General features: G+C 71.7%; 19 protein-coding genes and 1 pseudogene. 4 read left to right on the top strand and 16 right to left on the bottom strand.

Translation table 11 applies throughout. The features are described from left to right. Positions 1–491 precede the first annotated feature (491 nt). From iolD to ACWD5D_RS26755, 10 genes are all read right to left on the bottom strand, one after another. Positions 492–2,393, bottom strand: coding sequence for a 3D-(3,5/4)-trihydroxycyclohexane-1,2-dione acylhydrolase (decyclizing) (gene iolD, locus ACWD5D_RS26710; RefSeq protein ID WP_451375287.1), 1,902 nt, complete (start codon positions 2,391–2,393; stop codon positions 492–494). Next, a complete protein-coding gene (gene iolB / locus ACWD5D_RS26715; protein ID WP_451375288.1) occupies positions 2,390–3,274 on the bottom strand; it encodes a 5-deoxy-glucuronate isomerase in 885 nt (294 codons plus the stop codon). Before iolB ends, iolD begins: the two co-directional genes overlap by 4 nt. Then, positions 3,274–4,125 carry a Cgl0159 family (beta/alpha)8-fold protein gene (locus ACWD5D_RS26720; protein WP_451375350.1) on the bottom strand — a complete coding sequence of 284 codons (852 nt, stop codon included), beginning with the start codon at positions 4,123–4,125 and terminating at the stop codon, positions 3,274–3,276. Before ACWD5D_RS26720 ends, iolB begins: the two co-directional genes overlap by 1 nt. A gap of 53 nt (positions 4,126–4,178) precedes the next feature. Next, positions 4,179–5,156, bottom strand: a complete 978-nt coding sequence (gene iolC / locus ACWD5D_RS26725) for a 5-dehydro-2-deoxygluconokinase (protein WP_451375289.1) — start codon at positions 5,154–5,156, stop codon at positions 4,179–4,181. Next, complete coding sequence (locus ACWD5D_RS26730; RefSeq protein ID WP_451375290.1) at positions 5,153–5,968, bottom strand: 6-phosphogluconolactonase; 816 nt, start codon at positions 5,966–5,968, stop codon at positions 5,153–5,155. Before ACWD5D_RS26730 ends, iolC begins: the two co-directional genes overlap by 4 nt. 5 nt (positions 5,969–5,973) lie before the next feature. Then, positions 5,974–6,804, bottom strand: a complete 831-nt coding sequence (locus ACWD5D_RS26735; RefSeq protein ID WP_141364950.1) for a carbohydrate ABC transporter permease — start codon at positions 6,802–6,804, stop codon at positions 5,974–5,976. Between the two features lie 3 nt (positions 6,805–6,807). Next, positions 6,808–7,686 (bottom strand): carbohydrate ABC transporter permease, encoded by an 879-nt coding sequence (locus ACWD5D_RS26740; RefSeq protein WP_376543484.1) that lies wholly within the window; start codon positions 7,684–7,686, stop codon positions 6,808–6,810. 101 nt (positions 7,687–7,787) lie between these two features. Further along, positions 7,788–9,182: an ABC transporter substrate-binding protein gene (locus ACWD5D_RS26745; protein WP_451375291.1), complete on the bottom strand. Its 1,395-nt coding sequence runs from the start codon at positions 9,180–9,182 to the stop codon at positions 7,788–7,790. 94 nt (positions 9,183–9,276) lie between these two features. Continuing rightward, positions 9,277–10,272 (bottom strand): sugar phosphate isomerase/epimerase family protein, encoded by a 996-nt coding sequence (locus ACWD5D_RS26750; RefSeq protein WP_451375292.1) that lies wholly within the window; start codon positions 10,270–10,272, stop codon positions 9,277–9,279. Further along, complete coding sequence (locus ACWD5D_RS26755; RefSeq protein WP_451375293.1) at positions 10,269–11,423, bottom strand: Gfo/Idh/MocA family protein; 1,155 nt, start codon at positions 11,421–11,423, stop codon at positions 10,269–10,271. Before ACWD5D_RS26755 ends, ACWD5D_RS26750 begins: the two co-directional genes overlap by 4 nt. Before the next feature lie 307 nt (positions 11,424–11,730). On the opposite strand from ACWD5D_RS26755, the gene ACWD5D_RS26760 reads away from it, so the two are divergent. Then, on the top strand, positions 11,731–12,528 hold the full coding sequence (locus ACWD5D_RS26760; protein WP_451375294.1) for a GntR family transcriptional regulator: 798 nt from the start codon (positions 11,731–11,733) through the stop codon (positions 12,526–12,528). A gap of 32 nt (positions 12,529–12,560) precedes the next feature. Next, complete coding sequence (locus tag ACWD5D_RS26765; RefSeq protein ID WP_451375295.1) at positions 12,561–13,541, top strand: ROK family protein; 981 nt, start codon at positions 12,561–12,563, stop codon at positions 13,539–13,541. Positions 13,542–14,222: 681 nt separating this feature from the next. On the opposite strand, the gene ACWD5D_RS26770 is transcribed toward ACWD5D_RS26765, so the two are convergent. Next, the gene (locus tag ACWD5D_RS26770; RefSeq protein WP_451375296.1) at positions 14,223–16,526 is read right to left on the bottom strand and encodes a CHAT domain-containing protein; all 2,304 of its coding nucleotides are present in this window, start codon (positions 16,524–16,526) and stop codon (positions 14,223–14,225) included. A 166-nt stretch (positions 16,527–16,692) separates the two neighbouring features. Here ACWD5D_RS26770 and ACWD5D_RS26775 point away from each other — a divergent pair, with 166 nt between their 5' ends. Together ACWD5D_RS26775 and ACWD5D_RS26780 are read left to right on the top strand one after the other, a co-directional pair. Beyond that, on the top strand, positions 16,693–17,658 hold the full coding sequence (locus tag ACWD5D_RS26775) for a hypothetical protein (protein WP_451375297.1): 966 nt from the start codon (positions 16,693–16,695) through the stop codon (positions 17,656–17,658). Between the two features lie 234 nt (positions 17,659–17,892). Continuing rightward, positions 17,893–18,042 (top strand): annotated as a pseudogene (locus ACWD5D_RS26780) (ATP-binding protein); the annotation flags it as partial. A gap of 582 nt (positions 18,043–18,624) precedes the next feature. On the opposite strand, the gene ACWD5D_RS26785 reads toward ACWD5D_RS26780, so the two are convergent. From ACWD5D_RS26785 to ACWD5D_RS26805, 5 genes are all read right to left on the bottom strand, one after another. Continuing rightward, entirely contained in the window at positions 18,625–19,545 is a 921-nt protein-coding gene (locus ACWD5D_RS26785; protein WP_451375351.1) for an ROK family protein, read from the bottom strand. Positions 19,546–19,607: 62 nt separating this feature from the next. Further along, positions 19,608–21,386 carry a dipeptide ABC transporter ATP-binding protein gene (locus tag ACWD5D_RS26790; protein ID WP_451375298.1) on the bottom strand — a complete coding sequence of 593 codons (1,779 nt, stop codon included), beginning with the start codon at positions 21,384–21,386 and terminating at the stop codon, positions 19,608–19,610. Then, a complete protein-coding gene (locus ACWD5D_RS26795; protein WP_451375299.1) occupies positions 21,383–22,282 on the bottom strand; it encodes an ABC transporter permease in 900 nt (299 codons plus the stop codon). Before ACWD5D_RS26795 ends, ACWD5D_RS26790 begins: the two co-directional genes overlap by 4 nt. Next, positions 22,279–23,238, bottom strand: a complete 960-nt coding sequence (locus tag ACWD5D_RS26800) for an ABC transporter permease (RefSeq protein ID WP_451375300.1) — start codon at positions 23,236–23,238, stop codon at positions 22,279–22,281. Before ACWD5D_RS26800 ends, ACWD5D_RS26795 begins: the two co-directional genes overlap by 4 nt. A gap of 187 nt (positions 23,239–23,425) precedes the next feature. After that, positions 23,426–25,243 carry a peptide ABC transporter substrate-binding protein gene (locus ACWD5D_RS26805; protein WP_451375301.1) on the bottom strand — a complete coding sequence of 606 codons (1,818 nt, stop codon included), beginning with the start codon at positions 25,241–25,243 and terminating at the stop codon, positions 23,426–23,428. Positions 25,244–25,347: the final 104 nt, after the last annotated feature.

The raw sequence follows: 25,347 nt of genomic DNA on the forward strand, positions 1-25,347 counted from the left end.
GACCTCACCCGGCTGCGGCGAGGGCTCGCACACCCGCGCGATCGCGACTGCGACGGGATCGCCGGAGAGACGGAAGTGCATGCCGTCCGGCTTGGTGGTCAGGGTGTGAGCGGTGCCGCAGGAACGCAGGCCCCGGGAGGGCGTGGTCGGCGCCGAGCATGACGGTCACCTACACGAAGGCCGGAAGTCCAACGCTGTTTGCGACCGGTACTGTTCATACGGCACCCCACACGGAAAGCCGTCCAGACAAGGGTTGATGCAAGAAACCCGACGCGCTGCCCGCCGTCAACCGGAAGAAGGCATCACCCCTCACCGCCGACCAGTTCAGGGCGATCACCGAGAGACTCGGTGACATCGCACAGCGCATCCAAGCCGCCGACGCCGACAAGAACGCTTACCCCCCTTGAAAGGTAGGACCAGTGCCATGACGGCACATTGGCCCGCGTCCTGCTGAGGGAGACTCAGGGGACGCGGGCCGGGGCCGGGCCGGGTCAGGCCGGCGGTGGGGTGAGCAGCGGGCGCTGGGTCTTCTTGTGCTGCTCGTAGGCGGCGCGGGCCGCGCTGGTCGACGGCAGCGCCGAGACCTCGGCGACCGGGACGTCCCACCAGGCGTCCGAGTCGGGCGCCGGCACCAGGGGGTCGGTCTCCACATGGACGACGGTGGTGCGCTCGGCTGCCAGCGCGGTGGCGAGCGCCTCGCGGAAGCCCTCCAGGCCCTGGGCGCGGATGACGTCCGCGCCCAGGCTCGCCGCGTTGGCGGCCAGGTCGACCGGCAGGGTGTCGCCGTCCAGGTGCCCGGTGGCCGGGTCGCGGTAGCGGTAGCGGGTGCCGAACCGGTCGGCGCCGACCGACTCCGACAGCGCGCCGATCGAGGCGTAGCCGTGGTTCTGCACCAGCACCACGACCAGCTTGAGGCGCTCGGCCACGGCCGTGGCGATCTCCTGAGCCATCATCAGGTACGAGCCGTCGCCGACCAGCACCACGACCTCACGGTCGGGCGCGGCCAGCTTCACGCCCAGCCCTCCGGCGATCTCGTAGCCCATGCAGGAGTAGCCGTACTCGACGTGGTAGCCCAGCGGATCGCTGGGGCGCCACAGCTTGTGCAGATCGCCCGGCATGGAACCGGCGGCGCACACCACCACGTCGCGCTCGTCCATGGCGTCCCGCAGCGCGCCGATGATCTCGCTCTGGGCGGGCAGCGGCCGGTGTCCGGCGGTGAAGGCGGCGTCCGCCACCGCGTCCCAGCCGCGGACCAGTCCGGCCGCGCGCTCACGCCACTCCGGGGCGGCCGACCAGCCGGAGAGTGCGGCGCCCAGGGACCGGATGCCGGCGCGGGCGTCCGCGACCAGCGACACCCCGGCCTGCTTGGCGGCGTCGAACGAGGCGATGTTGAGGTTGACGAAGGCCACCCGCGGGTCCGCGAACAGGGTGCGCGAGGCGGTGGTGAAGTCCTGCCAGCGGGTGCCGATGCCGATCACCACATCGGCGTCGCGGGCCAGGGCGTTGGCGGCGGCGCTGCCGGTGTGGCCGATGGCGCCGACTGCCGCCGGATGGCCGTGCGGCAGCGCGGCCTTGCCGGCCTGGGTGACCGCCACGGGAACGCCGGTGGCGGCGGCGAACTCCGTGAGCGCGGCGGTGGCGTCGGAGTGGATCACCCCGCCGCCGGCCACGATCAGCGGGCGCCGTGCGCCCCGCAGCAGCCGTACGGCGGCGGCCAGTGACGCCTCGTCAGGTACCGGACGGCGGACGTGCCACACCCGGCGGGCGAAGAACTCCTCGGGGAAGTCCCAGGCCTCCGCCTGCACGTCCTGCGGCAGGCACAGGGTGACGGCGCCGGTCTCGGCCGGGTCGGTGAGCACCCGCATCGCCTGCACGGCCGAGGAGAGCAGTTGCTCCGGCCGCCAGATCCGGTCGAAGAACCGGGAGACGGGGCGGAACGTGTCGTTGACGGTGATGTCGGCGGCGTACGGCTGCTCCAGCTCCTGGAGCAGCGGCGAGGCGGCGCGCGAGGCGAAGGTGTCGCCGGGCAGCAGCAGCACCGGCAGCCGGTTGACGGTGGCCAGCGCCGCCCCGGTGACCATGTTGGTGGAGCCGGGCCCCACCGAGGCGGTGCAGGCCAGGGTGGAGAGCCTGCGCCGGGTACGGGCGTAGGCCACCGCGGCGTGCACCATGGCCTGCTCGTTGCGGGCCTGGTAGTAGGTCAGGTCGTCGGGGTGTTCCAGCAGCGCCTGGCCGAGGCCGGCGATGTTGCCGTGGCCGAAGATGCCGAAACAGCCCTCGATCAGCCGCTGTTCGACGCCGTCCCGCTCGGTGTACTGCTGGGCGAGGAACGCCACCAGTGCCTGGGCGGTGGTCAGTCGGCGCACCTGCCCGAGAGACGTGGACGTGGTCATCGCGGTCCTCCCGCGTCGCAGATCGGCACCCGGGGGTCGGCGGCCTGGCCGTTCCACGAGGCGCGCACCCAGTGGTGGGCCGGGTCGTCGCAGCACGCCATGGTGCGCTGCGGGTCCGGCCCGGCCAGCACATTGAGGTAGTACAGAGGATGCCCCGGCGCGGCCATCGAGGGGCCGTGGTAGCCCCGGGGGACGAGCACCACGTCGCCGTGCCGGACCTCCGCCAGCACGTCCACCCCGTCGGCCCCTGCCGCGGCGGGCTCGTACACCCGCTGGTAGCCGAAGCCGTGCGGGCCGGGGCCGCCGATCTCGAAGTAGTAGATCTCCTCCAGCACCGCCTCTCCGGGGCGCCGCTCGTCGTGCTTGTGCGGCGGATAGGACGACCAGTTACCGCCGGGGGTGAGCACCTCGACGGCGACCAGGCGGTCGCAGGGGAAGCCTTCGGGGGAGGCGAAGTTGTTCACCTGCCGGGTGGCGGGGCCCGCGCCGCGGATTTCGACCGGCACGGCCTCGGCGGGACCGTAGGCGGGCGCCAGCCGGCGCTCGCAGCGGGCCGCGGGGAGCGCGAACCGCCCGCCGTCCGTCGAGTGGACGGTGAGCCGGGCGTCGCGCGGCGCGTAGGCGAAGTCGGTGACCCGGCTGAAGACGTCGGGGCGGCCGTCGAGGTCGAAGGGGGTGCCGTCGATCTCCACGCGGCAGCCGCCGGACAGCGGCAGCACGATCATCTCGCTGTCACCGGTGTCCAGCGTCCGCGAGGCACCCGGTGCGAGGTCCAGGACGCGCAGCGAGCTGTAGGCCCACCCCGCGTCCTTGGGGGTGACGGTGAGGCGGAATCCGTCCGCCGCGGCGGTGCCGTCGGGCAGGTGCAGCCGACGGGACATCAGGACTCCCGGCCGAGCAGCGAGACGGCGGTGTCCACGGCGCCGGCCACGTCGCCGTCGGCGGGGAAGAGCATCGTACGGCCGATGATCAGCCCTCGGACGTGCTCGATGTCCAGCGCGCGCTGCCAGGACGCGTACATGACGTCGGGGTCGCCGCCGCCCTCGCCGCCCAGCAGCAGGGTGGGCATGGTGGTGGAGGCCATCATCCGCTCCATGTCGGGGACGACCGGGACCTTCAGCCAGGTGTAGGCGGAGGTGCGGCCGAGCGCGGAGGCGATGTTGTTCACCCAGATCTGCGCGTCGGCCTCGAGGATGTTGCGCACCTTGCCGCCCTCGCGCACGGACTTGAACGGTTCGATCAGGGCGAGCAGCCGGCGCTCCGCCAGCTCGTTCACGGCGGTGGCGGTACCACTGAGGGTCTCCGCGGTTCCCGGGTCGGCGGGGTCGACACGCAGCAGCACCTTGCCGCCGTCCAGCCCCGCCTCCTCGATGCCTCGGGCGTCGTAGCAGGTGAAGCGGTCGTCGAGTTCGAACGAGGCGCCGGGGATGCCGCCCCGGTTCATCGAGCCGAGCACCAGCTTGCCGTCAAGGGCGCCGAGCAGCGTCAGGTCCTCGACCAGGTCGGGGGTGCCGAGGAAGCCGTCCACGCCGGGGCGGGAGAGCGCCTCGACGCAGCGGGCCAGCAGCTCGTGCCGGTCGCCCATGGCGGTGGGGTTGCCGCCGGCGGCCACCGCGCCGCGGGCCGGGTGGTCGGCGGCCAGGATGAACAGCGGCCGGGCCAGGTCCGCGCTGTCGAACTTCGGGCGGGCGGCGGCGGCCCGGCGGATCGCGTCCGGGTCGGTGAGCCGCATCCGGGTGACCTCGGCGAGGTCACGGGCGGCGGGAGCGGGGGCGAGGGCGGTGCTCAACGGGGTTCTCCGGTCATGGTGGTGGCGACGGCGCGCGAGGCGGGGCGGCCGGTCAGCTCGGCGATTTCTTCGGGGGTGGGCATCGCGTCGGCGCAGGCGTGCCGGGTGGCGACCAGGGCCCCGGCGGCGTTGGCGGCGGCCAGGGTGTCGCCCAGCGGCAGTCCGGCCAGCAGTCCGGCGACCAGGGCGCCGCCGAAGGCGTCGCCCGCGCCGAGGCCGTTCACCACCTCGACGGGGATCGGCGGCACCCGTACGTCCTCGGTCGCGGTGCGCGCCAGGACGCCGTGCGGGCCCTGCTTGACCACGGCCAGCCGTACTCCTCGGGCGAGCAGCAGGTCCGCGGCCCGGTCCGGGTCACGGGTGCCCACCGCGACCTCGACCTCGTCGCGGTTGCCGACCGCGACGGTGGCGTGCTCCAGCGCCTGCGCGTAGCGGGCGGGCGCGTCCTCGGGCCGGTCCCAGAACATCGGGCGCCAGTCCAGGTCGAGCACGGTGTCGGTGCCCGGGTCGCGCTCGGCGAGCGCGCGCAGCGTGGTCCCGCGCGACGGCTCGGCGCTCAGGCCGCTGCCGGTGGCCCAGACGACCCGGGCGCCGCGCAGGGCGGGCAGGTCCAGGTGCTCGGGCAGCAACCGCAGGTCGGGCGCTTCGGGCCGGTAGAAGTACAGCGGGAAGTCGTCCGGCGGGAAGAGCTCGCACAGCACCACCGGGGTCTGGGAACCGGGCACGGTCACCACATGCCGGTCGTCGACGCCGAAGCCGCGCAGCGCGTCGCGGACGAACCCGCCCAGCGGATCGTCGCCGACTCCGGTGACCACCGCGCTGCGCAGGCCGTGCCGGGCGGCGGCGACGGCCACGTTGGTGGCGCTGCCGCCGAGGTACTTGGCGAAGGTGCGCACCTCGGCCAGGCCGACCCCGGTCTGCTGCGGGTAGAGGTCGACGCCGACCCGGCCCAGAGTGATCAGGTCGTACGTCACGCGGCGTCCTCCAGGGCCATCGACGCCCGGTCGACGTAGAGGGCGGCGCCGGCGCACTCGATGACGAGGGTCGCGGGCCAGGAGGGGTCGTAACCGCGGGCGGCGGCCAGGCGGCGCACCGCCTCGCGCTTGTGGGCGCCGTGGACGGTCATCACCGCGCGCCGGGAGTTGGCCACGATGGTGTGCACGCCGACGGTGACGCCGTGCCGGGGCACCTCGTCGAGCGACGCGAAGTCGGGGAAGGTGCCCATGTTGTCGACGCGGGTGGTGTCGGCGAGCTCCACGATCCGGCTGGTGCTGTGGCGGTCGGTGCCGGGCGGGTTGAAGGCGATGTGCCCGTCCGAGGCGCCGCAGGCCAGGATGAACAGGTCGATGCCGCCGGCCTCGGCCAGGCGCCGCTCGTACGCGGACGGGTCCGCGGGGTCGGGGAACCACACCGCGTCGGCGGGGATGCCCCGGGTGGGGCCGGCCGCGGCGTTGAGGGGGGCGACGATCTCCTCGGCGGCGAAGCGGTGGCAGCTGTTGTGCGCGCCGTGGTCGATGTCGTGGAAGCCGCCCGGCGCGTCGGGGTCGGGCAGGACGTACTCGTCCATCATGGCGATGACGACGTGCCGCAGGTCGAGCCCGCGCTCGGCGGTCAGTTCGGCCAGTGCCTCGTAGACCGGCTTGGGGCTGCGGCCGCCGGGGCAGCCCAGGACGTAGCGCCGGCCGGAGCCTGCTGCTTCCGCGATCCCGTCCGCGATCTCGCGGGCCAGCTCCGCGCCCAGCTGGGCGGGGCTGTCGAAGACGCGCGGGGGAAGGGGGGCCGACATGGATGTCACTCCTTTACGGCGCCGGCCAGCATGCCGCTGATCATGCGGCGCTGGAGGGCGATGTAGCTGATGAGTACGGGCAGGGCGACGATGACGGCGGCGGCCGCGGTGACGCCCGGGTTGCTGTTGCGCCGGTTGCCCGCGAAGAACGACAGGGCCAGCGGTGCGGTCTGCACGCTGCGGTCGTCCGGGACGAGGACCAGTGCCAGCAGGAACTCGTTCCACGCGAAGAGGAAGAGCAGGGTGGCGAGGGTGCCGATGGCGGGTGCGGCCATCGGCAGCAGGATCGAGCGCAGGGTGCGGAACCTGGAGGCTCCGTCGACCGCGGCGGCCTCACGCAGCGCCGGCGGTGTGGACACGAAGAAGGTGCGCATCCAGAAGACGGCGAACGGCAGGGAAAGGCCGATCTGCGGCAGGATCAGCGCCCAGTACGTGTTGGTGAGGTGCCAGGAACGCAGCTGGTAGTAGAGCGGGATGACGGTCGCTTCGTACGGCATCACAAGGCCGACCAGCAGCAGTCCCAGGAGCAGTCCCTTGAGCGGGAAGGGGAAGGCCGCGAAGGCGTAGCCGGCCAGTACGGCCAGCACGATGGTGCCCACCACCACGGCGGCGGCCACGATCAGGCTGGACAGCAGCGCCTGGGAGAACAGTCCCCGGCTCCAGGCCTCGGAGAAGTTGTCGAAGCTGATGGAGGTGGGCAGGGTGAAGCCGCTCTGCCGGGTGCCGGGCTTGCTGAGCGCCAGCAGCACCACGGACAGGAAGGGGTACAGGGCGGCGATGGCCGCGACGGCCAGGACGGCGTGTCCGATGACGGTCTGGCGGCGGCTGGTGAGCATCCGTCAGCCCTCCTTTCCGCGCACCAGGCGCATGACGAGCCCGGTCACCACCAGCACCACGGCGGTCAGGCAGACGCTGATCGCGGCGGCGCCGCCCACCTCGTGGGTGAGGAAGGCGCCCTGGTAGATGAAGACGCTGGGCACGGTGGTGGAGGTGCCGGGGCCGCCGGTGGTGGTGTTCCACACCAGGTCGAAGTTGCGCAGGGCGTAGGTGATGGTGAGGACCAGGGCGATGGACATCTCGCCGCGCAGCGCGGGCAGGGTGACGGTGAAGAACTCGCGGACCGGGCCGCAGCCGTCGATGCGGGCGGACTCGTACAGCTCGGTGGGGATCTTCTGGGTGCCGGCGAGGAAGAGCACCATGCACAGTCCGTACATCACCCAGGTGCCGACGAGGCCGACCGAGGGCAGGGCGGTGTGGTAGTCGCCCAGCCAGGCGCGGGCCAGGGAGCCGAGGCCGACGGCGCGCAGGGCGGCGTTGAGCGGCCCGTCGATGTCGTAGACCCACCGCCAGGAGACGGCGACCACGACGGTGGCCAGGATCTGCGGCAGGAACAGCACCGCGCGGAAGAAGCTCAGTCCGTACACCCGGATGCGGGACATCAGGGCGGCGAGGAAGAGGCCGAGGGCGACCGGCAGCAGCGCGTAGAAGACCACGAACTCCAGCGAGTGGCCGATCGCGGCGGGGATACGGCTGTCGGACAGCAGGGCGCGGTAGTTGCCGAGACCCACCCAGCGGCCCTCGGTGAGGCCGTCCCAGCGGAACAGCGAGATCCAGGCGGTCTGGCCCAGCGGCCGCAGCACGAACAGCGTGTAGACGATGGCCGCGGGCAGCAGGTACCAGAGGGCGGGCCAGTACTGACGTCCGGCCCAGGCGCGCAGGCCGTTCCGTCTCCGGTGGGCCGGCGGCTTGTGGCCGGTGCGGACCGGCGCGGGGGACGCGGGCTCGGTGGCGGTGGCCCGTCCGGAGAGCGGAGCCGCAGTCACGGGGTGCCTCCGGCGGCCGCCGCGTCCTGGCGCTGCTGCTTCTGGAACGCCAGCCAGTTGTTCTGCAGGCCTTCGGCGAAGCCGCGGGGTGAGGTGCGGCCGGCCAGCAGGTCCTGGGTCTTGGAGCCGATGGTGTCGAGCATCGTGGTGGAGGCCCAGTCGAGGTAGAAGTTCTGCCCGTCGTCGGCGAGCAGCTTGAGCCCGATGCCGTTGACCTGGCCGACGACCTTGCTGTCGGCCTTGACGGTGCCCTGGCCGGTGACCGGGGTGCGGCCGACGTCCGCGAGGGTCTGCGCGAACCGGTCGCTCATCAGCATGTCGAGGAAGGCGACCGCGGCGGGCAGGTGCTGGGTCTTGGAGCTGACGTGCCAGCCGAGGCCGAGCGAGCCGACCGTGGCGCGGGTGCCGTCGGGCCGGGTGGGCAGGGTGAAGCCGACATGGCCGTTCATGCTCTGCTGGAGGGCCGGAGCGTTCCACGAGCCGGCGACCAGGAAGACGCCCTGGCCGTGGCTGAACTTGGCGACCGCGTCGTCGGAGCTGATGCCGTCGTAGCCGTTGCCGAACCAGCCGCGCTTGGCCCAGTCCTGCACGGTGCCGGCCGCGGCCTCGGTGCCCTTGTCGGCAATGGTGGCGCCGGGGACCCCGCTGATCCATGAACGGATGTCGCGGCTCGCCACGTTCTGCGCCTGGACCAGGCCGATGACCTGGCTGGCGGGGTACTTCTCGGAGTTGCCCAGCATGATGGGCTGCTGTCCCGCGGCCTTGGCGCGGGACAGCGCGTCGGTGAACTCGGCATAGGTCGTGGGCGGCTTGATGCCCAGCTTGGCCAGCTTGTCGGTGTTGTAGAACACGCCGACGTACTCGGTGGCGGGAGAGATGCCGTACAGGCTGCCGGAGCCGAAGACAGCGCCGTCCGGGGTCCAGCGGTACTGCTTGAGGGCGCCGTCGGTGAAGGTGTTCTCCCAGCCGTAGGCGCGCATCACGTCGTCCAGCGGACGGATCAGCCCGGCCTTGACCAGCGGGCCGTCGGTGCCGTAGCCCTGGTTGCCCTGCACCAGGTCGGGCGCGTCGGTGCCGGACGTCGAGTTGACGACGGTCTTCATCAGATCGTCGAAGCCCTTGGTGACGACCTCGACCTTGACGTTGGGGTACTTCTTCTCGTACATCGGCACGAGCGCCTTGAGAGTGGCGTCCTCGCCCGAGTCGGCGAGCACGCGCAGGGTGGTGGGCCCGGGCTCGGCCACCTCCTGGACGGTCACCGGCTGGGTGATCCGGGGTCCGGTGACGCCGGCCGAGGCGGTGCTGCCGCCGGCTCCGGGGACACCGCACCCGGAGACCAGCAGCCCGGTCAGGGCCAGCCCCGAGGCCCCGGTCCAACGCAGCTTGTTCATCCTTGCTCCACTTCGGGCCCGCCCGCGGGCGGACCGGGAACGGCGCCCGGAAGGCGCGGCGGTAGGGCCGCGTGCCTCCGGGGCAGCCGGGTGATCAGGAGTGGGCGGCCACCTTCGCGGCCAGCCAGGCGTAGTTGGCCGCCTGCTCGGCGGCGACCCGCGGGTACTGATCGGCCGGGGTCGGTGCCCGGTCCTGCTCGACCAGCAGCCAGTCGCGGTAACCGCCGCGCAGCAGCTCGGCCAGGAAGGCGTCGATGCCGACGTCGCCCTCGCCGAACGGAACGCAGACGTCCGCCCACCACTCGTCGAAGTCGGTGCGCCCGGCGGCCTTGGCGTCGGCGAGCACGGCCATCCGTACGTCCTTGACGTGCACGTGGTTGATCCGCTCGCGCCAGGCCCGCAGGCACTCCACGGGGTCGCCGCCGGCGAGCTGGATGTGCGCGATGTCGAGGGTGAGGCCGACCTCGGTCAGCTCCAGCAGCCGCTCGACCTCCCACGGCGATTCCACATAGGTGCTGATGTGGGGGTGGAAGGAGGGGCGCAGTCCGTAGGAGCGGGCCATCGCCACCGCGCGCTCGGACAGCCGGGCCAGACGCTCCCAGCCGGCCTCGTCCAGGGCCAGCGAGCGGTCGTCCCAGGAACGGGCGGGGTTGTGCAGGAGGGTCTGGCTGCCCTCGTCGGCCAGGATGGCCAGCGGCGCCCGGTCGGCGGGGGTGCCCGCCGCCTCGGCGCACGCCGCCAGTTCGCGGCAGGTCTGCTCCATCCGGGCCAGGTCGTGCTCCACGACGTCGTCGCCGAGGGCGTAGTGCACCGGGATGTAGGCGCCGACGGCGGCCAGCCGGTGCTCGGTGAACAGCGCGGCGGTCTGCTCGGGCGTGCCGAAGAAGCCGGGCGGGCCGAGCTCGCTGCCGTGGTAGCCGGCCTCGGCCATGGAGGCCAGCAGGGCGCCGGGGGAGGAACCGGGCCCGCCCGCGCCTTCGCCGTACACGCCGTAGCTCACCGGCGCGTTCCCGATCAGGATGCCGTCCGGCAGGCCGCCGGAGGGATTCCTGCCAGACGTCGTGGCGAGGTTCGTGGCGGGGCCGGTCATGCTGCGGCCCCCTTCGCGGCCTCGCCGCCGACAGCGACGCCCGCCCGCGCGGCGAGCGCGGCGACGAGCGCCTGGAGACAGCGCACGTCCTCGGCCGCCCCGGCGGCGCCGGAGCGGACCAGTGCCTCACCGTGCACCGCTGCGGCGAACTCCTCCAGCTGGCGCACGAACCCGGTGTCGTAGCCGTGCCGCGCGGTGGTGTCGCGGCGCAGCGCGCCCTCGGCGCGTTCCACGCGCAGGGTGGAGCGCACGTCCACCAGGTAGGGCGCGGCCATGTCCAGCCGCAGCCGGCCGTCGCGGGCGAGTACGGCGATCTCCTCGCCGTACTCGGGGTGGTCCGGGAGCCAGTTCCAGTTGAGGACCAGCTGGGCGCCGTCGCCCAGGGGCGCGGTGGCCAGCAGGCACGGCGGCTCGCCCTCGACCGGCCACGGCCACAGCTGGGCGCTGTCGAACGTGGTGGGCAGGGTGAAGCCGAGCGCGCGCAGTACGGAGAGCTCGTGGATCACCGAGCCGTTCAGCACGTCCCGGTAGTAGCGGCCCAGCTCGGCGGGCACCTCGCCCAGGGCGTCCAGGGTGCGCGCGTCCTCGTAGGCGAGGGACTCGGCGATCACGGAGAAGTCCGCGTCGTCGGTCGGCGGGGCCAGCCGCAGATGCTCCACCTGCGGTTCGTCGGCGGGGTGCAGCACGGTGACCCGGACCGTACGCGGGGTGTCCAGCTCGGCCAGCTCGGCTGCGGCGACCTCGGTGAGCGGGTCGTACATCTTCATGTAGCCGACCTGCAGCACCAGGCCCCTGGCCTCGGCGAGCGTGCCCAGTTCCTCGGCCTCGGCCACGGTCAGGCACAGCGGCTTCTCGGCGAGGACGTGCTTTCCGGCCTCCAGCGCGGCGCGTGCGGCCTGCGCGTGGGTGCCGGGGGTGGCCAGCAGCACGGCGTCGACGGTGTCGTCGGCCAGCACGCTCTCATAGCTGTGCGTGGCCCGGACGCCGACGCCGCAGCGGGCGGCCACCGCAGCCGCGCGGGAGGGGGACAGGTCGCACACGACCGCGGTCTCGAACAGCGCGCCCAGGCGCTGGACGGCGGGGAGGTGGACCGACTGGGAAATCGTTCCTGCGCCTATGACGGCGAGACGGACCGGTGGATGTGACGGCATCGAGGCTCCCTCGGCTCGGGTGCGGCGCGGTGTGCTGTCGCGGTCGCGGGTGGGTGGTGTCGCGGGTGGGTGGTGTCGCGGGTGGTGGTGTCGGGGGCGTGCCATCGGGCTGGGCCCTGTGGCCTGTTGGAGCGGGGGCCGGCAGTGGCCCCGTGCAGCGGCAGGCGGGCACACGCCGGGGAACGGAAGACGGGCTTCCGACTTTCGGCGTGGTGGGATCATGACGTACTTCAGTCCAGTCAGTCCAGTGTTTGGACCAGATTTTCATCTGGTCCATGAACTGGTTGCTCTGGTACGGTCCATGACCGTGACCACGCATGACGCACCGGCCTCACCATCCGTCCCCGCCCCCGCCACCGCCGTGAGCGCGACCTCCGCGACCTCGACCGCAGGTCCGGCCGTCCAGCTCGCCCGCCGCGCACTCGGGCAGCTGCTGGACCGCCGGGTATGGGCCCCGGGCAGCCAACTGCCCGGCGAGCGCGCACTGGCCCAGCGAGTCGGCGTCAGCCGCAGCAGCCTGCGCCAGGCCCTTGCCCTGCTGGAGGACGAGGGCCGGGTGCACTCCTCCCCGCAGCGCGGCTGGTTCGTCGCCACCGACGTGGTCAGCGAGCCGCCCAGTGTGCTGAAGAGCTTCACCGACATCGCCCGTGCCCGGGGCCTGACCGCCACCGCACGGGTGCTGCGCCGGGAGGTCCGCCCGGCGGGCTACGAGGAGTCGGCCCGGCTGCGCATCGCACCGGCAGCCGAGGTGCTGGAGATCGTCCGGGTGCGCGGCCTGGACGACGTACCGGTGTGCCTGGACACCACGGTGCTGGTGCGCTCCCGCGCGCAGGCGCTGGAGGACGTCGACCTGACGGATCGTTCGCTGTTCGCCGAGCTGGAGGCCAGGGCCGGGGTGCGTGTCATGCACAGCACGTACACCGCGCACGCCGACGGCGCCCAGCCCTTGGAGGCGGAGCTGCTGCGGGTGCCGCCGGGCACTCCGGTGCTGGTCGGCGAGGAGATCACCTACGACCAGAACGACACCCCGGTGCTGCTCGGCCGGGCCGTGTACCGCGGCGACGCCTACCGCCTCGAAGCCACCTTGCACCGCAGCTCCGACTGAACCCACCGCATCCCAGGCGAAGGCCAACTCCCGTGAACACCAGCCCGATCCCGGCGCCCGCCGGGGAACTGTCCGGCCGTGCCACCGTAGCGGCCCTGGACATCGGCGGCACCAAGATCGCCGCCGGACTCGTCACCGCCGACGGCACCCTGCTGCACCGCCGCGAACTGCCCACCGCTACCGCCCTCGAGGGAGGACTGCGCGACCCCGGTTTGGCCGGCACCGCCCGGGCGGCCCGCGCCCTCCTCGACGACGCCGCCCGGCTGGGCGTCACGGTGACCGCACTGGGCGCCGGGTTCCCCGAATACGTCGGCTCCGACGGCATGTTGACCAGCCGTGAGGTACTGGCTTGGGACGTCCAGCCGGTCACCGTGCTGACCGCCGAGGCCGCGCCCGGCCTGCCGGTGGCCGTCGGCTCCGACGTGCGCTGCGGGGCCCTCGGCGAGGCGCGGAACGGCGTCGGCCGCGACCTCCCCGACTTCCTCTACGTCTCCCTGGGCACCGGACTGTCCTCCACCCTCGTTTTCGACGGGCGGCCTGTCGCCGGACGGCGTGGGGAGGCCATCGCCCTAGGGGAGTTGGAGGTCCCGGCCTCCGTGGACCGGGACTGGCACGGAAGCCTCGAACAGTACTGCTCCGGCCGCGGCATCGGCGAACGCTACACCGCCTGCGGCGGCTCCCCGGTGCCGGGCGCCCGAGAGGTCACCGCCCTCGCCCGGTCCGGCGACCCGGCCGCGGTCCGCGTCCTGACCACCGCCGGACAGGCGCTGGGCACGGTGCTCGGCCATCTCGTCCGCGTTCTCGACCCCTCGGCGATCGTGCTCGGCGGCGGTCTCGGCACCGGCGACGGGCCGCTGCACACCGCCCTGTGCGAGGCCTACGCCCACACCACCCGCACCCGCCCGGCACCGCCGCCCCTCCACCGCGCCGCCCTCGGCCCCGACGCCGGACTGATCGGCGCCGCGGTACTCCCGACACTGACCGGACTCACCGCGTCGCTTTCCCGATCGTGAGTGCCGGCTCCCGATCCCGCGGGTCGGCCTTCGAGCAGCAGCGGGGAAGCGACAGCAGGTGGGGCGTGGACCGATGGAGAACATCCCGGTCCACGACTGATCATTCGGTGGTTTCGCGAAGCCAGAGGATGAGTGACGCGAGGTGAAGCCCGGCCCGATGGCGGGCCGGCGGCAGAGCATGCCACCTGGCACTGATACCGGACCGGTTCGTGGTGGGCCGACGTGCCACCCACCGACGCGGGAGCCGGGCCGACGATGGCGCGGGCCCGGAGCTACACCCAGGTGTAGCTCTCGTTGGTGACGGCGTCCATGGCGGCGTCGACGACGGGGCACGGGGGTCGGGGAGCGCCGCCAGCGCGGGTCCGATGGGCGGAAAGACCGGCAGTTCCGCGGCCTTGCGGTAGTCGACCCACTCGATGACGCCGACCTCGCGCGGGCCGTTCGCCGATCGCGGCGAAGCCGATCGCTCGGATACCGGCCCGGCGGCGCCCCGTGATCGCACGGATCGGGAATTACGTGACGCTGATCATGTAGATCGTGGGGGATTGCCTGACCGTCGGCGGAAGGCGGCCACGGCGAGGAAACGACGGCGTTCGACATCGGCCCGGCCCAGGTCGGTGGCGATATTTTCGCGATCACGCTGGTATCGGTGGATAGGCAGATTCTGGGGCGGGGCGCGGGTCAGGCGCCAGTGTGCAGGTGGGCGGCCCACAGGGACGGAGTGAGGGGCAGCCGGTCGCGCAGGGCGCGGGTGGTGGTGTGCAGTGCCTGTGCGGCCCGGTTGGGGTCGATGTTCTTCTTGCTGTCGATGAGATGAGCGTAGAAGGCGTTGGCGATGTCGGCGGCGTAGGTGTCGTTGATCTGCCAGAGGGTGCCGATGACGTGGGGAAATCCGGCGAGCTGGAATGCGGCGGTCAGATGGATGGACTCATCGAGCAGTTGCTGGGTGCGGATGAGGGTGGTGGAGCAGGCCGACAGGTAAGCCAGGCGGGCGCGGTCGAGGTTGACCGGAGTGAGGCTGGCGACGGTGAGGGGGTCCTCCTGCCAGTCGTGCAGGAGCAGCATGCTTTGGGAAGGGTCGGTGGGGTGGCTGGAGCCGTGGCAGGCGAAGTGCGCGATGGTGACCTCGCTGAGGCGGGCGAAGACCGTGGTCTTCGTGGGGATCTGATCTTCCGTCCCAACAGTGCCGGTGTCGATGGGGGCGGGGGGTTCGGGTTCGGGTTCGGTGAGCAGGATGGGGTGGGGCAGATGGGCCTGGAGCCAGGTGGCCTCGCGGGTCACCCCTGACAGTCGGCCCTGGTGGTGCAGGCCCGGGGTGGAGGGCATCGCGACGATGAGCGTCCGCTGCGGTGCGGGGGGCGGTGCGGTGTACCGGCGGGCATACCCGAGAGCGCCGATGGTGGGGGTGTATGAGGAGATGACCCGGTCCAGGGCTGTCTGGGTCTGGTGGCCCACGTCGTGGGACGGGGTGTGGTGGCCGGCTGCGTGCAGGGGCAGGAGGTTGAGCAGACCGCCAGGCGCCCACCACACGTGCGGCCACTCCCGTCCATCGGCGGGGGATGCAACGAAGCCGAGAGCGTCCAGGACCGGGCCGACGGCTGTGTCCCACAGCCAGGCCAAGATCTCGCGCAGCTGCTTTTGTGCACCTCCCCGGTCGGCGTCGGGACTGGGGTCGCTGCTGTCGGCCAGGGCCTGGTAAAAGGCGTTGATACGGGCGGCGACCGCTGTGGGGGTCAGGCCGGGCAGTGGCACGGCGGTGATGCTCTCTTCGGTGAGGAGTAGGGCGTCGCTGCGGTGGTCGTTGACATTGAACGTCACCACTGGTCCTTGCCCTGCTTGCCCTCGCAAGTCCTCTACAGCCGGCGGGAGCGCGAAGGAGGCGAACCCCTTCAGGTGGCGTATCTGTTCCATCAGCGCGCCCAGCTCAGCCGCCACCCGCCGTCGGTCCAGTGCCTGCCCACCCTGAAAAGGTGCCGGCCCGGCGTCAGTGCTGGTGGACCCCATTGGGCCAAATGCCGGCTGGTCGAGCAGATCTCGCAGCCTGATGAACCGCTCCGCCAGATCAGGATGCTGAGCATGCAGGTCCGTAAGATCACCCCGGACCTCCATCACCTGTGCCAGCAAGAGCGCGCGCCCCGACTCCAACAGCCCCAGCGCCCGGCCCGCCCGCTTGTCCTCGGGTACGGACGGGTCGGCCAGCGCCAACGCCGCCGCATCTCCGGCAAGCCCCGCCAACCCGCCCAGCAGCTCCTGCTGATCCGGCCGCTCCAGCCCCCGAGGCGCCACCTCCGGTAGCAACCGCACCGCCTGCTCCAACAACCTGGCGGCGCGTGCCGGATCCGATGCGGCCAGCAGACCACCCGCGGCACGCCCCGCCCGGACCCGCAGCGACGGCGCGGCCGAACCCACCTCCGCGGCCGTCACCAACGCCCGCACAGCCGCCTTAAGATCGGCCGCGCTCCTGGACCTTTCGAACCGTGTCCGCAGAGCGTTCCCCAGTTCGTCGAGGTACATGGCGACGTAGGGGTGGTCGGCAGGAGCGGCCTCCACCGCCTGGCGGCCGACCGCGATGGCCTCATCCAGATCCGCCACCGACCCGGACCTCCCGAACCGGGTATGCAGCGCCATCGCCAGGCCGCCCAGGTACAGGGCGCGATCGGGATGGTCGGTCGGGGTGGCCTGGACGGCCTGTCGGCCGACCGTGATGGCCTCATCCAGGTCCTGTGGGGTCCCGAACCTCCTGAACCGGGTATGCAGCGCGTTGCCCAGGCTACTGCGGTACATGGCAATGTTGGGGTGGTCGGCGGGGGCACTCCGGACAGCCTGGCGACCAGTCACGATGGCCTCGTCGAGATCCGCCACCGACCCGGACCTCCCGAACCGGTTCCGCAGCGCGATTCCCAAGCTGTTGAGACACACGGCGGCGTAGGGGTGGTCGGCGGGGATGACCTCCAACGCCTGGCGGCCGACCGCGATGGCCTTCACCTCCCTGGCATCCCCGGCGACGCTCCCTTGGAGATCCGCTTCCTATGTCCGATCGGCAGGTGCGCGGGACGGCACCCCGACCAGTCCACTGTGTTCCCGGTGACCTGCACCATCGCCGGACGGGAACTGAAACGGACGATCCTGTGACCCTACCCGAGCCGACGAAATGAGTGGCTTCTGGTCCGGGCTGACCGGCAAACTCGCCGAACGATGGCTCACCCTGCTCGTCCTGCCCGGCGCTTTTTACCTCGCCGCCGCTGTCACCGCTCACACCCTGGGCTGGACGCATGCCCTGGACCTACACCGGCTCACCAGCGCCATCACCGCCCGGACGAAGAACCCCACCGCAACCACCGTCGGCGGACAGATCGTCCTGCTCGCCGCCGCCCTCGCCGGCGCGGCCGCCGTCGGCCTGGCAGCCCAGGCACTCGCCTCCGTAAGCGAACGCCTCGCCCTCGCCACCGACTGGCCGACCTGGCCACATCCCCTGCGCGCGATCGCCGAACAACAGACCAACCGACGTAGACAGGCATGGACCGACTCTCACACGACCTACCAACGACTTCTCATCGCCGCCGAAGCCCGCGCCACCGACACCGCTCAACCTCCCCCGACCGAGGCTGAGATCACCGCGGCCCGTGACGAGCGGTACACCGCCTACCGAACGTGGTTGCGCATCGGGCCGGAGAAGCCCAACCGGCCGACCTGGAGTGGCGATCGCCTGAACGCCGTCACCGTGCGAATGGACCGCGACCTGCACCTCAACCTGCCCACGGTCTGGCCCTACCTGTGGACCGTCCTGCCCGAACCGGCCCGCGGCGACCTGACCACCGCCCGCACCGCCCTCACCAGGGCCACCACCCTCACCGCCTGGGCCCTGCTCTACCTCCCCCTCACCCTGTGGTGGTGGCCCGCCTTCCCTCTCTCCGCAGCCATCGCCCTCACCGCCTGGCGACGCACCCGCGCCACCGCCGACACTTACGCCCAGCTCCTCGAAGCCACCACTCGCCTCCACCTCACCACCCTCGCCGCCCAACTCGGCATCCCCCACACCGGCGCCCCCACCCCCGCCCTCGGCGACACCCTCACTCACCACCTCCACACCCAACCCCCCTCACCCAACCCCCACTGACACCGCCTTGGCCGGCCGGTGCCTGTGGCGAAGAGGCCCTGCCTGCCCTGCTGCACGCCGGGGAGAGCGACCGCAACGACGATGGGAACACCATGCGGCTCGATGTCCACGACCTGTTCCACGCCTGGCCCGAGACCTCATGGTTATGACGGCGCGCTGGACCGCACTGGAGCGCTCGCTCTCTTGACGGGCCGTCCTGTTCCCCGCGTCACGTCCATGCCGGCGGCAGCAACCGATCCCAACGTGGATCCGGCCGTCATCCATAACCTCGCGACCTGCGACCGGATCACCAAGGGCTACCCGCTGTGTCTGATCGGCGACTCCGGCACCGGCAAGTCCCACCTGCTGATCGGCCTGGGCACGGCGGCCTCGGCGGGCGTACGGAACCGTAGTGCCCGGCCCTCCACGTACGCTGCGGCGGACACGACATCCGCCTCACAGGACGGTCGCAGTGCCGCCTGCTCAGACCAACGGAACTATGGTCTGCCCCAGGTCACAAGCAGGTCGGAGGCCCTTTCCGGTCTAAAGCCGCAGGCGAGGGCAGACGAGTCGGGCTGTACGCCGGGTTCAGATCGAGACGGCCGCCATCGCCACCAACGGCCCGCCCCACGTTCGCGACGGTTCCACTTCGCCCAGTCCTCGGCCGGCGCAGGATGGCAAAGCGGCCGTGCAACATCCCTATGAGGGATGTGTCAGCATCGAGAGGTTATCTGGTCCCGGCGCCAACAGTGCATGCTCCAGCCCGCATCCGAAGGATACTCAAGTCCGGACGCCCGTCAGAAGATCAGCGTGTCGCTCCCCGACGAGCCACCCGAAGTGGCTGACTCCGTCGCTGCCGCCCTTCTGCACCTCCTTCACGCCTTGGTCGCCGATTCCGCCCACGCGTGCCTCCACGCGTACCGGGCCGCCATGCCGGTGTGGTCCGCGGGTCGGGCCCGCGGACTTCGGGGGCCGGTGGTCCTGTCCCTACGTCGTCGCTCTCACCTCCGTGCCCAGTTCGCGTCGGGCGCGGGCGGCGGCACCGACCGGGACTGCGTCCGAGGCCAGGGCGGCCTGGACCAGGCGGACGGGGTGGCCGCTGACCGGGGGGTCGACGGCGAGGGCGGACAGGATGATGGGCTCCAGCAGGGGCCAGGCGCGGCTGACGCCGCCGCCGACGACCACCGTGGTGATGTCGACGACGCCCGCCGTGATGACGATCGCGCGGGCGATGCCCGCTCCCGCGGCGCGGTACACCGCGAGAGCGTCCTCGTCGCCGTGGGCGGCGGCCTCGGCGACTTCGCGGGCGGTGAGGCGGTGGCCGGTGCGGTCGGCGTAACGAGCCCCGATGGAGCGGCCGGAGGCCAACGTCTCCAGGTGGCCCCGGCCGCCGCAGGAGCAGCGCAGGTCACCGAAGCCGGGGATGTGCCCGATCTCGCCGGCCGCGCCGTGCGGACCCGCGTACAGGGCGCCGTTGGTCCACAGAGCGCCGCCGACGCCGGTCCCCAGGGTCATGCCGAGGACGTCGGCCTCGCCGCGCACCGCTCCGCCGTAGACCTCCCCGTAGAGGAAGGCGTTGACGTCGTTGTCCAGGAAGGCCGGGACGCCGAGGGCCTCCTCGACGGCGGCGGTGACGGCGAAGCCGGCCCAGCCGCGGAAGGAGTCGCTTGCGACCAGGATGCGGCCGTTCGCGGAGTCCACCACTCCGGCGGCGCCGATTCCGGCGCCCACCAGGCGGCCCGGGGTGCGGGCCAGCAGCGGGGCGAGCGCGTCGAGCGCGGCGCCGACCATGGCCCGGCCGCCCTCGAGCGCCGGAGTGGCGGCCTCCGCGCGGTCGAGGACGGTCAGGTCGTCCGAGCAGACCACCACCTGGGTGGTGGTGCCGCCGATGTCGATGCCGGCGAACAGCGGCCGGAGGGTGGTGGGAATGGCTGTGTCCTGCGGGGTGTAGGGAAGGAGAAGAGGTCCGGTCACGCCTGGGCCTCCGTACGGCCGGCCGCGAGGGTGGCCAGGCGTTCGGCCCTGCGGCCCCGCTGCACCACCGGGTCGGGCACCGGCACGGCGGCCAGCAGACGGCGTGTGTAGTCGGTCTCCGGACGCAGCAGGGTCGTCCCGGTGGAGCCCTGCTCCTCGATGCGTCCGGCGCGCATCACGACGACGCGCTGCGCGAAGTGCTGCACGACGGCGAGGTCATGGGAGACGAACAGGCAGGCGAAGCCGAGTTCGCCCTGGAGTTCGGTGATGACCTCCAGGACCGCTTCCTGCACGCTCACGTCGAGCGCGCTGGTGGGTTCGTCGGCGACCAGCAGTCGGGGTTCCAGGATCAGGGCTCGGGCCAGGCTGACCCGCTGGCGTTGTCCGCCGGAGAGTTCGCGGGGCGCGCGCCGGGCGAGTTCGCGGGGCAGCCGGACCCGGTCGAGGACGGCGGCGACCTTGGCCTGCCGGTCCTTGGCGGACAGGTCGCGACGGTGCACCCGGAGGGGTTCGGCGATGCACTCGCCGACGGTCATCCGGGCGTCGAGGGAGGCCACCGGGTCCTGGAGGACGACACCGATACCGGCCCGCAGGGCGCGGCGGGCCCGGGCACGGGCGTGGCCGAGGTCGGCGCCGAACAGGGAGACGGTGCCGGAGGTGGGCGGGATCAGGCCGAGCGCGACCCGGGCGGCGGTGGACTTGCCGGAGCCGGACTCGCCGACCAGGCCCAGGGTCTCCCCCGGCCCGACCCGGAACGACACTCCGTCGAGGGCGCGTACGGCGGCCTTGCCGCGGCCGAACACCACGTTGATGTCCCGCAGTTCGACCACCGCTTCGCCCTCGGGGCCGCCAGACCCGGCAGGCGAGGCCGACGACTCGGCCGCGGAACGGTTCGTCTGGGCCGGCACGGACGTGGCAAGCCGGCCGGTGCTGTCTGCGGCCTCGGCGACGGACAGCCGGGGCACGGCGGCCAGCAGGCGCCGGGTGTAGTCGTGGGTGGGGCGCAGCAGGACGTCCTCGACCGGTCCGGTCTCCACGATCGCGCCGTGGTACATGACGGCGACCCGGTCCGCGAAGTCGGCGACGACGCCCATGTTGTGGGTGACGAGCAGCACGCCGGTGCCGGTCTCGACGGCGAGCCGGCGCAGCAGGTCGAGGATCTCGGCCTGCACGGTCACGTCGAGGGCGGTGGTCGGCTCGTCGGCGATGAGCAGGCCCGGCTCGTTGGCGATGGCCATGGCGATCACGACCCGCTGGCGCTGTCCGCCGGAGAGCTGGAACGGGTAGGCGTGGGCGCGCTTCTCCGGTTCGGGGATGCCGACCCGGCGCAGCAGTTCGACGGCCTCGGCGGCAGCGTCCTTGGCGGACACCTCGCGGTGGTTGCGGATCACCTCGGTGATCTGCTTGCCGATCCGGGTGAGCGGGTCGAGCGCGGTGGCCGGCTCCTGGAACACCATGGAGACGGTCTTGCCGCGCAGCCCCGCGAGGCCCTTCTCCGAGGCGCCGACGATCTGGGTGCCGGCGATGACGGCGCTGCCCGTGGCTCGGGCGTTCCCGGCGAGCAGGCCCATCGCGGCGAGCGCGATGGTCGACTTGCCGGAGCCGGACTCGCCGACCAGGGCCAGTGTCTCGCCCGGCCGGACCTGGAGGGACACGTTCTTGACCGCGGGTACGTCGCCGGTCTCGGTGGTGAAGACGACGCCGAGGTCGTCGAGTTCAAGGATCGGGCCGGATGGGGCGGTGCGGGCGGCGGAGCCCTTGGTGGTGGCGGTCATCCGCGTCCCCTCACATCGAATGCGTCGCGGAGTCCGTCCCCGATCGCGTTGAACGCCCACACCACCAGGATGATGGCCAGGCCGGGCGGCAGGATGAGCCACCAGTAGCCGGAGTAGGCGGCGGTGAGACCGGCGGAGAGCATGCCGCCCCAGTCGGTCTGCGGCGGCCGGACTCCCATGCCCAGATAGGAGACGTAGGCGACCAGCAGGATGGCGTCGGCGACCTGGAAGGTCGCGGCGACGATGATGGTGGAGACCGAGTTCGGCAGGATGTGACGCAGGATCGCCCGGGCGTGCGTGCCGCCGATGGCGCGCAGGGTCAGGACGTAGTCCCGGTTCTTCAGGGTCAGCGTCTCGGCGCGGACCAGCCGGGACGGCACCAGCCAGGACACCAGGCCCAGGATGACGACGAGACCGGTCAGCCCCGGCGTGGTGATGGCGGAGACCACCAGCAGGATGAACAGCGCGGGGATCGCGATGCCGGCGTCGACGATCCGCATCATCACGGCGTCGATCCAGCCGCCCGCGTAACCGGCGGCGGCGCCCCACAGAGTGCCGATGACGGTGGCGAGGACGCCCGCGGCGAGGCCGACGATCAGGGAGACCTTGCCGCCGTACATCAGCCGGCCCAGCTCGTCGTGGCCGACGGCGTCGGTGCCGAGCCAGTGCGCGCCGCTGGGGGCGAGGTTGACCTGCTGGAGCATGGTGTGGGTCTGGTCGGTGGAGTACACCAGCGGACCGGCGAAGCAGAACAGGAAGAAGAGGACCACGACGGCGAGTCCGACGACGGCCAGCTTGTTGCGCAGGAAGCGGCGGACGGCGAGTCGTGCGCCGGAGGCCTCGCGCGGCTCGGCGGCCTTCGTCGGGGCCATGTCCGGCTGGATGACGGCGCTCATGCCCGGCCTGCCTTCACTCGGGGGTCGATGATCCGCTGGACGATGTCGGCGAGCAGGGTGCCGACGACGGTGGCGACGGCGATCACCAGGACGCAGCCCAGCAGGACCGGGTAGTCGGAGGATTGCGCCGCGGTCCAGAACAGCAGCCCCATGCCGGGGTAGTTGAAGAGCTGCTCGACGACCAGGGCACCGCCGAAGAGCACCGGCACGTAGTAGCCGAGCATGGCGACCACGGGCGTCAGCGAGTTGCGGAACACGTGCCGCCACAGGATGGCGCGGGCGCGGGAGCCGCCCGCCCTGGCCGTGCGGACATAGTCCTCGGAGAGGTTCTCCAGGGTGGCCGCCCGCATGTAGCGGCTGAACACCGCGACCATGGAGGCCGCGCCCGCGACCACCGGCAGTACCAGGGCCTGTGGTTCGGAGAACACCTGGCCCAGCGTCTCGCCCTGCGGAGCCTGCGACGGGAACCACCCCAGCCCCTGGCTGAAGACCAGCACCAGGATCAGCCCGAGGAAGTACACGGGCGTGGAGTAGGCGATGAAGCTCAGCGTGGTGATGACGTAGTCCACCGGCTTGTTGCGGCGCACGGCCTGCCACATGCCCATCGGGATGGCGAGGGCGAGGCCGACGAGAGCCGACAGCACGGTGAGGACCAAGGTCTTCGGCAGCCGCTCGGTGATGAGCTGGGAGACCGGCTCGTTGAGGGTGTACGAGGTCCCGAGGTCCCCGTGCAGCAGTTGGCCGAGGTAGTAGAAGTACTGCACGGGCAGGGGCTTGTCGAGGCCCTGTTCGTGGTTGAAGTGGGCGATCTGCTGTGCGGTGGCCTGCGGCCCGAGGATCCCGCGCGCGGGGCCTCCGGGCAGGGCGTGCAGCAGGCCGAAGACGACGATCGTCACGATGACGATCACCGCGACGGCCTGGAGGACGCGTCGTATCAGGTACGAGGAAGTGGTCATGTGTTTTCCGGTCGCTTCGTTTCTGTGGTGCGCGCGGGCGTCACCCGGACAGGGACGTCACGGCGACGTGGGTGTCGGCGTGGCGGGTGCCGGTGTGGCGCGGGCGCGCGAGGGGTGCGCGCGGGCCCCGGGACGGCCGGCCGGGTGGCCGGACGACTCCGCAGGCCCGCGCGGGCACCGACCGGGCTTACTTGGTCCACTTCCACATGGCGGGGTGGAAGTTGGCGAGGGAGTCCTGGGCGAAGCCGCTGAGGCCGTTCTTGACCACGGAGATCTGGTAGTCGGGCTCCGGCAGCCAGATCACCGGGAGGTCCTTGGCGAGCGCGGCACTGTACTTCTGCACCGCTTCGCTCGAGGAGGACGTGGTGGTTTCGGTGATCAGCTTGTCGACCTCGGCGTTGGAGTAGTTGCCGAAGTTGGAGCCGCCGCCGGTGGCGAAGAGCGAGTCACCGCTCGGGTAGGCGGGGAAGTACCAGCTGCCCGCGGTGCCGAAGAAGGACAGCTGCCACTTGCAGCCCGGCTCGTCGGCGGTGCACTGGCCGGACTGCGACAGGACGGAGTTGACCGGGGCGGTCTTGATGCCGAACTTGATGCCGGTCTTCGCGAACGACGACTGCAGCGCGCTCATCATGTTGTCGGTCACGGTCGAGCCGGACTGGGACAGCACCTGCATCTCGAACTTGGTGCCCTTGTCGACGCCCTCGCCGCACTGGTTGTCGCCGGTGCCGGGGCTGTTGCACACCATGGTGCCGCCCTGCTCGGTCCAACCGTGGTCGGTGAGCAGCTTCTTCGCCTTGGCCGTGTCGAACGGGTACGGGTTGCTCTTCTGCTCCGGGGAGACGAAGGAGGAGTCCTGGCCCTGCGGGATCGGGCCGTAGGTGGAGACGGCGGTGCCGTTGAAGACCACCTTGGAGAGGGTGGCCTGGTCCACCGACATCTGGATCGCCTGGCGGGCGTACAGCTGCTTGAACACCGGGCCCATGGCGGGGTTGTTGAAGTTGTACGGCATGTAGGTGATCGCCCAGCCGGTCCACGGCTTCACCGAGTAGCCCTTGGCGTTGAAGGACGACTCCTGGCTCAGGTCGGTGGCGTTGATGTAGCCGTAGTCGACGGTGCCGGCGCGGAGGGCGTTCTCCTCGGCGTCGGTCGTGGTGAACGGCAGCAGATTGACGTTCTTGATGTTGGCCTTGCCGCCGCCGTCGTACTTCGCGTTGGCGGTCAGCTCGACCTTGCCCGCGGTGGAGAACGACTTGATGGTGTACGGGCCGCTGACCGTCTTCCACAGCGGGTCGGTCGCGTAGCCGGAGATCTTCTTGGCGGCGTTGTTGAGGTACGTCCAGACCTTCTTGGCGCCGGCGGCGGTGCGGTCCAGGTCGGAGACGGCGCCGGAGTCGCTGGTCTTGTCCCAGACGTGCTGCGGCATCGTGCGGATCATGCTCAGCTCGTTGGCGAGCATCCACTCCTGGTTGTACGCCTTGTCGAAGGTGATCGTGAAGTGCGTGTCGTCGACCGTCTTGAAGGAGGTCCAGTTGTCCGGTGCCTTGCCCGGGCTATAGCTTGCCCAGTCCGCCTTGTTGGCCTTGACCAGGTTGAACCAGAACTCCACGTCGCGTGAGGTGATCTGCTTGCCGTCGCTCCAGTGACGATCGCCGAGGGCGATCGTCACGCTCTTGCTGTCGGCGGCGAACTTCGCGTCGGTGGCCAGCGAGTTGTCCTTGTTCCAGCCGACCTTGCCGGTGGAGCCGTCGTACGCGATCAGCGGCTCCCAGACGGCCTGGGATATGGAGGAGTTGTTGGTGTTCAGGTGCGAGGCCGTGCCGACCGGGAGGATCCAGTTCGGCGTGAAGTTCGCCGGGAGGGCGTAGTTGATGGTGTCCGACGATGCCGAGCCGGAGGACGACGAGGTACCGCCGCCGGAACAGCCGGTGAGCAGCGCGCCGGTGGTGACGGCGGCACCCGCGACGAGGGCCCAGCGGCGGCCGGCCGCCGTGTGAGCAAGGAACATGGCTCTCCTCAGAGTGAAAGGACCCGTCCCGGGAGACCGGGTCGACGCCGCGGGGTCGGCGCTGTGTACGGCCGACAGTCAACGACGGACGCACCGAACAAACA

Source organism: Streptomyces sp. NPDC002520, from assembly GCF_053595235.1.